We start from the raw sequence: 6189 nt of genomic DNA, 5'->3' as shown, positions 1-6189 counted from the left end.
CCCCGAGAATCTGCCGCGCCCCCGCGGCACCCCCCTTCCGGATGATGGAAAGGGTGGTTGAGGAATGGACCATTCCGGAGCAGTGTGGGCCCTCCGACCCGGAGGAGGGACACCTCATGACGTCAGAGCCGACGACACCCGGAGCCGCCGCGGCGAGCGGTGCACGGACGCTTCCGCCCTTCCGCGCCGATCACGTGGGGAGCCTGCTGCGCCCCGCCGCCCTCAAGCGCGTACGCGAGGAGCACGCCGCCGGGCGCGCCGGCGCCGCCGCGCTGAGGGCCGCCGAGGACGAGGCGATACGCGACGTCGTCGCCCTCCAGCGCGAGGCCGGGCTGCGCAGCGCCACGGACGGCGAACTCCGGCGCCAGTCCTGGCACATGGACTTCATCTACTCCCTGGGCGGCATCAGCAAGGTCCACGACGACAGCCTGCGCGTGAAGTTCCACAACGCGGACGGCGACATCGAGTGGGCGCCGCCCTCCGCCCACGTCGACAGCAAGCTGCGGCTGGACGGGACGATCTTCGGCGACGCCTTCACGTTCCTGCGGGAGACCGTCTCCGAGAGCCAGACCCCGAAGCTGACGATCCCCTCGCCCAGCATGGTCCACTACCGGGGCGGACGCGCCGCCATCGACGAGACGGTCTATCCGGACATGGACGCGTTCTGGACGGACCTCACCGCCGCGTACGCGGCCCAGGTGCGCGGCGTCCACGAGCTGGGCTGCCGCTATCTCCAGCTCGACGACACCAGCCTCGCCTACCTCAACGACCCCGAGCAGCGGCAGCACGTCGCCGGCATCGGCGGCGACCCCGAGCACCAGCACGAGACGTACATCGCCAACATCAACCGTGCGCTGGCCGGGCGCCCCGCCGATCTGCGCGTCACGACCCATATGTGTCGCGGCAACTTCGCCTCGTCGTGGGTGGCTTCGGGCGGCTACGACTTCGTCGCCGAGGCGCTCTTCGGCGGTCTGGACGTCGACGGGTTCTTCCTGGAGTACGACGACGAGCGCTCCGGCGGTTTCGAACCGCTGCGCTTCGTGCCGAAGGACAAGCAGGTCGTCCTCGGTCTCGTCACCACCAAGCGGCCGGAGCTGGAGAGCAAGGACGGGCTCAAGCGGCGCATCGAGGAGGCGTCGCGCTACATCGACCTCGACCAGCTCTGCCTGTCGCCGCAGTGCGGCTTCTCCTCGACCCTGGAGGGCAACGACCTGACCGTCGACGACCAGAAGCGCAAGCTCGCGCTGATCGTCGAGACGGCGGACGAGGTGTGGGGCGGAGCCTGACCGCGAGGGTGCGTGCCGTACGGCGGGTGTGCCGCCCGGAGGCGTGACTACCGGGCGGCGCCGCGCCGTTCGTCCTGCGGGCGGCCGTCCGCAGGCTTCCCCCGCGTGACGATCCGTACGGTGCCGGCGGTGAGCACCCTCGCCTGGAGGGAGCCGCAGGCGCAGCGCGTCCAGGCCAGCACCCCTTCGGCTGTGGGGTGCCGGGAGACGCCCTGGACGGGCTCGTCGTCGGGCCATCCGCAGTACGGGCAGTCGGACACGTGCGGGCCTCCTCGGCGGGGTCGGGCTCAAGTGAGGGCGGGTACACGCCGGTTCGCCGGGTATGTCCCGCCGTGTCTCCGGCCCGCCGGCCCCCGTACCGACCAGCCTGCGCGAGCGGATCATTCAGGTCCAGGTTCGATTTCTTCACCGAACCGTGTAGAACGAGTACATGATTGATCTGCGGCGTCTGACCGTGCTCCGCGCCATCGAGCAGTACGGCACGGTGACGGCGGCGGCCGGGGCCGTGCATCTGACCCCCTCGGCCGTCTCTCAGCAAGTACGCCAGCTCGGACGGGAGTTGGGCGTCGAGTTGCTGCGCCCGCAGGGGCGGCGGGTGCGGCTGACGGAGGCCGCGCAGGCGCTGCTGCGGCACGCCGACGCCATGGAGGAGCTGTGGCAGCGCACCGAGGCGGAACTGCACGCCACGGCGGTCGGTGAGCCGCGGGGGGTGCTGCGCGTCGCCGGTTTCCCCTCGGCGGCCGAGGTCCTGCTGGCCCCGCTCGCCGTACGGCTACAGGCGGAGTGGGAGGGGTTGACCGTGAAGGTGCGGGAGGCCGAACCTCTCGACTGCTTCGGCCTGTTGTTCTCCGGCGAGACGGATGTGGCGGTCGTCGAGGCCATGCCCGACAACCCTCCGCTGGACGACGGCCGCTTCGGTCAACGGCCCCTGCTGGACGACCCGTTCGACCTGATCGCGCCCGCCGGTCACGCCCTGACCCGGGGCGACGGGCCCACGATGGAGGACCTCGCGGCGGAGCGCTGGATCCTGGGCATGCCCGGGACGGGCTGCTCCGCACGGCAGTTGGTGCTCGCCTCCTGCCGCAGCGCCGGGTTCGCGCCGTCGGTCGCCCACGAGGCGCGGGAGTGGAACGTCGTGGCCACGTTCGTCGCGCTCGGTATGGGGATCGCCCTCGTGCCGCGCCTGGCCCGACTGCCGTCGCATCCGGATCTGGTGCGGATCCCGCTGCGCGGCCGGTACATACCCTCCCGCCGTCTGCTGCGTGTCACGCGACGCGGCAGCGAAGGCCATCCCGCCGTCGCCGCGGCGCTCGCCCTGCTGGACGAACTCGCCGCGGAACAGGGCGGGTTCGTCCAGGAGACCGAGCCGCTGTGACGACCTGCCGGGAACGGCGCGTCCGCGGGTGCGCGGCCCCCTTACCTCCCGCGCACGTCACCTCTCCCGCAGCGCGTCCCGGTGCGCCCCGCCCGAGTCGCCGACGATCTCCGCGAGGGTCTGCGGATCGCGTACGGTCACGAACCGCACCTCGCCGCCGTCCGTCACGGTGAAGCCGTAAACCCCGGGCCGCGGCAGGGAGTTGTAGCCGAAGGGGTTGGAGAAGTAGTAGGCGCCCGTGTCCAGGAGCGCCGCGTAGTCGCCCTCGTCCAGGCGCGGCATCAGCCGCCCCCGCGCGACCAGATCGCCCGCGAAGCAGCACGGTCCGGCGATGTCCTGCTCGACCAGACCGGCACCCGAGGCTTCTCCGGTACCGGCCTCGCCCCCGGCGCCCGTACCGCCCGTACCGCCCGTACCGTCCGCGCCGCCCTTCGACCCGCCCTTCGCGTCGTACGCCGCCACCCGCAGCGGCCACGCGTCCGGCGTGAAGACCGTACGCACCGCGATCTGCGCGCCCGCGTGCGTGACGGCGATGGAGCGGCCGCCCGCGGACTTCGCGTACTCCACGCGCGCCAGGATCGTCCCCGCCTTCGCCAGCAGCGAGCGCCCGAACTCGGTGACGAGCCCGTAACTCCCGTCGAAGAGCCCCGGCACGGTCTCGGCCAGCAGTCGCGCGTACTGCTCGAACGTCGGCGTGATCGCGTCGCTGCCGAAGTTGACGGGCAGGCCGCCGCCCAGGTCGAGGGTGTCGACCTGGCGCCGTCCGGCCGCGGCGTTGATCTCCTCGGCCAGCTCGTACGTGGCCCGCGCGCCCTCGGCCATCAGCTCCAGCGGCATGCCCTGCGAGCCGACGTGCGAGTGGAGCCGGGTCAGCCAGGGGCGATCGCGATAGGCCCGTACGACCTCCTCGCGGGCACCGGGGTCGGCGAGCGCGACGCCGAACTTCGACGTCGCGGTGGCGGTGCTCATGGCGTCGATGGAGCCCCCGCCGATCTGCGGGTTGACGCGCAGGCCCAGCGGCGGCGTCGCCGGGTCGCCGGGCCGTACCAGCTCGTCGAGGCGGGCCAGTTCGCTCCGGTTGTCGGCGTTGAGGGCGATGCCCAGCAGGAGCGCCTCGCGCAGTTCGCCGGGGGTCTTGGCGGGCGAGTCCAGCACGGTCGCCGCCGCCGGTACGCCCGCGGCCCTGGCCAGCGCCAGTTCGCCGGGGCTGGCGACCTCGCAGCCGATGCCCTCGTCGGCGAGGAGCCGCAGCACGGGCACGAGGGAGGCCGCCTTGACGGCGAAGGTGTGCAGAACGTCCTGGCCGGGCCCGGAGACGGCGTCGAAGGCCGCGCGGAGTGCGCCCGCCGCCTCGCGTATCGCCCGGACGTCGAGGAGGGCGGCGATCGGCTCGCGGTCGCCGGTGACGAGGCCCTGCTCGACGGCGGCGCGTACGGCCAGGTCGCGGCGGGCGGCGACGGAGGCACCGGGCGCGAGCGGGGTGCCGGTCGGACCGGTCGGCGATGCCGATGAGGCCGGCGAGGCCGACGAGGCGGTGGTGGCGGAACTGCTGCTGGAGTCGTGCATACGTCAAGCAGAACACGTCCGCCGCCCGCGGGGGTTGGCCGGGCCATCCTGTTGACTAGTTCTATTCACTCCGTACAGTGTGTGAATAAATGACGTCGGGGGAGTCGGGACGAGCGATCGGCAGGGAGGCACGGGAGATGTCAGGACCGCGACCCGTACGGGCACCGCGCGGCAGCGAACTGAGTGCCCGGGGATGGCCGCAGGAGGCCGCCCTGCGGATGCTGCAGAACAATCTCGACCCGGAGGTCGCGGAGCACCCGGACAAGCTCGTCGTCTACGGCGGCACCGGCAAGGCCGCCCGCGACTGGCCCTCCTTCGACGCCATGGTCCGCACGCTGCGCACCCTGGACGGCGACGAGACGATGCTCGTGCAGTCCGGCCGCCCCGTCGGCGTCATGCGCACCCACGAGTGGGCGCCGCGCGTCCTGCTCGCCAACTCCAACCTCGTGGGCGACTGGGCGAACTGGGAGGAGTTCCGGCGGCTGGACGCCCTCGGGCTCACCATGTACGGGCAGATGACGGCCGGTTCGTGGATCTACATCGGCACGCAGGGCATCCTCCAGGGCACGTACGAGACGTTCGCGGCGGTGGCCGCCAAGCGGTTCGGCGGCAGCCTCGCCGGGACGATCACGCTCACCGCGGGCCTCGGCGGCATGGGCGGCGCGCAGCCGCTCGCCGTGACGATGAACGGCGGCGTGGTGATCTGCGTCGAGTGCGACCCCTCCCGCATCGAGCGCCGCATCGGGCACGGCTATCTCGACGTACGGGCCCATTCCCTCGACCATGCGCTGGAGTTGGCGACGGCGGCGCGCGACGAGCGGCGTCCGCTCTCCGTCGGCGTGCTCGGCAACGCCGCCGAGCTGGTGCCCCAACTCCTGGAGCGCGGCGCCCCGATCGACGTCGTCACCGACCAGACCAGCGCGCACGATCCGCTCTCGTACCTCCCCGTCGGCGTCGACTTCGACGACATGGAGCGCTACGCGGCGGACAAGCCCGCCGACTTCACCCAGCGGGCGCGCGAGTCGATGGCACGGCACGTGGAGGCGATGGTCGGCTTCCAGGACGCGGGCGCCGAGGTCTTCGACTACGGCAACTCCATCCGCGGCGAGGCACGACTGCACGGCTACGGGCGGGCGTTCGACTTCCCCGGCTTCGTACCGGCCTACATCCGGCCGCTGTTCTGCGAGGGCAGGGGGCCCTTCCGCTGGGCGGCGCTCTCGGGCGACCCGAAGGACATCGCGGCCACCGACCGCGCCCTGCTCGAACTCTTCCCGGAGAACGAGTCGTTGGCGCGCTGGATCAAGCTCGCCGGCGAACGCGTCCACTACCAGGGGCTGCCCGCCCGCATCTGCTGGCTCGGCTACGGCGAGCGGGACCGCGCGGGCGAGCGCTTCAACGACATGGTCGCGAGCGGCGAGATCTCCGCACCGCTGGTGCTGGGCCGCGACCATCTGGACTGCGGCTCGGTGGCCTCCCCGTACCGGGAGACCGAGGCGATGCGCGACGGCTCCGACGCGATCGCCGACTGGCCGCTGCTGAACGCCCTGGTCAACGCCTCGTCCGGGGCGACCTGGGTCTCGATCCACCACGGCGGCGGCGTCGGGATGGGCCGCTCGCTGCACGCGGGCCAGGTCACGGTGGCCGACGGCACGGCGCTCTCCGGCGAGAAGCTGCGGCGGGTGCTGACGAACGACCCCGGGATGGGCGTCGTACGGCATGTGGACGCGGGCTACGAGCGCGCGGAGGAGATCGCGGCGGAGCGCGGCGTACGGATCCCGATGCGGGAGGACGGGTGACCGCGCGGGACGCGGAGGCGGACGCGGGAGCTGCCGCTTCCGGAGCGGGAGGAGCGCAGGACGCGCGGGACTCCGCGCACGGCTCTGCCGTCGGCGGGCCCGTACCGGACGTGAGCGGCGGCGGAGACCCGCCGTCCGCGTCCGCACGGAGCGGCGGCCGTGGGGG

General features: G+C 72.8%; 5 protein-coding genes. 3 read left to right on the top strand and 2 right to left on the bottom strand.

Translation table 11 applies throughout. From position 1 onward, the window contains the following. The first annotated feature begins 116 nt into the window (after nucleotides 1–116). Nucleotides 117–1286, top strand: a complete 1170-nt coding sequence (locus AN218_RS00070) for a 5-methyltetrahydropteroyltriglutamate--homocysteine S-methyltransferase (RefSeq protein ID WP_070014364.1) — start codon at nucleotides 117–119, stop codon at nucleotides 1284–1286. A 47-nt stretch (nucleotides 1287–1333) separates the two neighbouring features. On the opposite strand, the gene AN218_RS00065 is transcribed toward AN218_RS00070, so the two are convergent. Continuing rightward, nucleotides 1334–1546: a hypothetical protein gene (locus tag AN218_RS00065; RefSeq protein ID WP_070014363.1), complete on the bottom strand. Its 213-nt coding sequence runs from the start codon at nucleotides 1544–1546 to the stop codon at nucleotides 1334–1336. Between the two features lie 170 nt (nucleotides 1547–1716). On the opposite strand from AN218_RS00065, the gene AN218_RS00060 reads away from it, so the two are divergent. Next, the gene (locus AN218_RS00060) at nucleotides 1717–2661 is read left to right on the top strand and encodes a LysR family transcriptional regulator (protein WP_070014362.1); all 945 of its coding nucleotides are present in this window, start codon (nucleotides 1717–1719) and stop codon (nucleotides 2659–2661) included. A 57-nt stretch (nucleotides 2662–2718) separates the two neighbouring features. On the opposite strand, the gene AN218_RS00055 is transcribed toward AN218_RS00060, so the two are convergent. After that, nucleotides 2719–4227, bottom strand: a complete 1509-nt coding sequence (locus tag AN218_RS00055) for a type III PLP-dependent enzyme domain-containing protein (RefSeq protein ID WP_079131666.1) — start codon at nucleotides 4225–4227, stop codon at nucleotides 2719–2721. A 137-nt stretch (nucleotides 4228–4364) separates the two neighbouring features. Here AN218_RS00055 and hutU point away from each other — a divergent pair, with 137 nt between their 5' ends. Further along, nucleotides 4365–6023, top strand: a complete 1659-nt coding sequence (gene hutU / locus AN218_RS00050; protein WP_070014361.1) for a urocanate hydratase — start codon at nucleotides 4365–4367, stop codon at nucleotides 6021–6023. Nucleotides 6024–6189 lie beyond the last annotated feature (166 nt).

Source organism: Streptomyces nanshensis, assembly GCF_001751255.1.
Taxonomy (GTDB): domain Bacteria; phylum Actinomycetota; class Actinomycetes; order Streptomycetales; family Streptomycetaceae; genus Streptomyces; species Streptomyces nanshensis_A.
The sequence above is the reverse complement of the archived record's forward strand: the minus strand, read 5'-3'. Positions and strand labels throughout refer to the sequence as shown.

Coding starts and splice junctions, on each gene's coding strand:
- AN218_RS00070 (WP_070014364.1), top strand. CDS start 117: ATGACGTCAGAGCCGACGACACCCGGAGCCGCCGCGGCGAGCGGTGCA.
- AN218_RS00060 (WP_070014362.1), top strand. CDS start 1,717: ATGATTGATCTGCGGCGTCTGACCGTGCTCCGCGCCATCGAGCAGTAC.
- AN218_RS00055 (WP_079131666.1), bottom strand. CDS start 4,227: ATGCACGACTCCAGCAGCAGTTCCGCCACCACCGCCTCGTCGGCCTCG.
- hutU (WP_070014361.1), top strand. CDS start 4,365: ATGTCAGGACCGCGACCCGTACGGGCACCGCGCGGCAGCGAACTGAGT.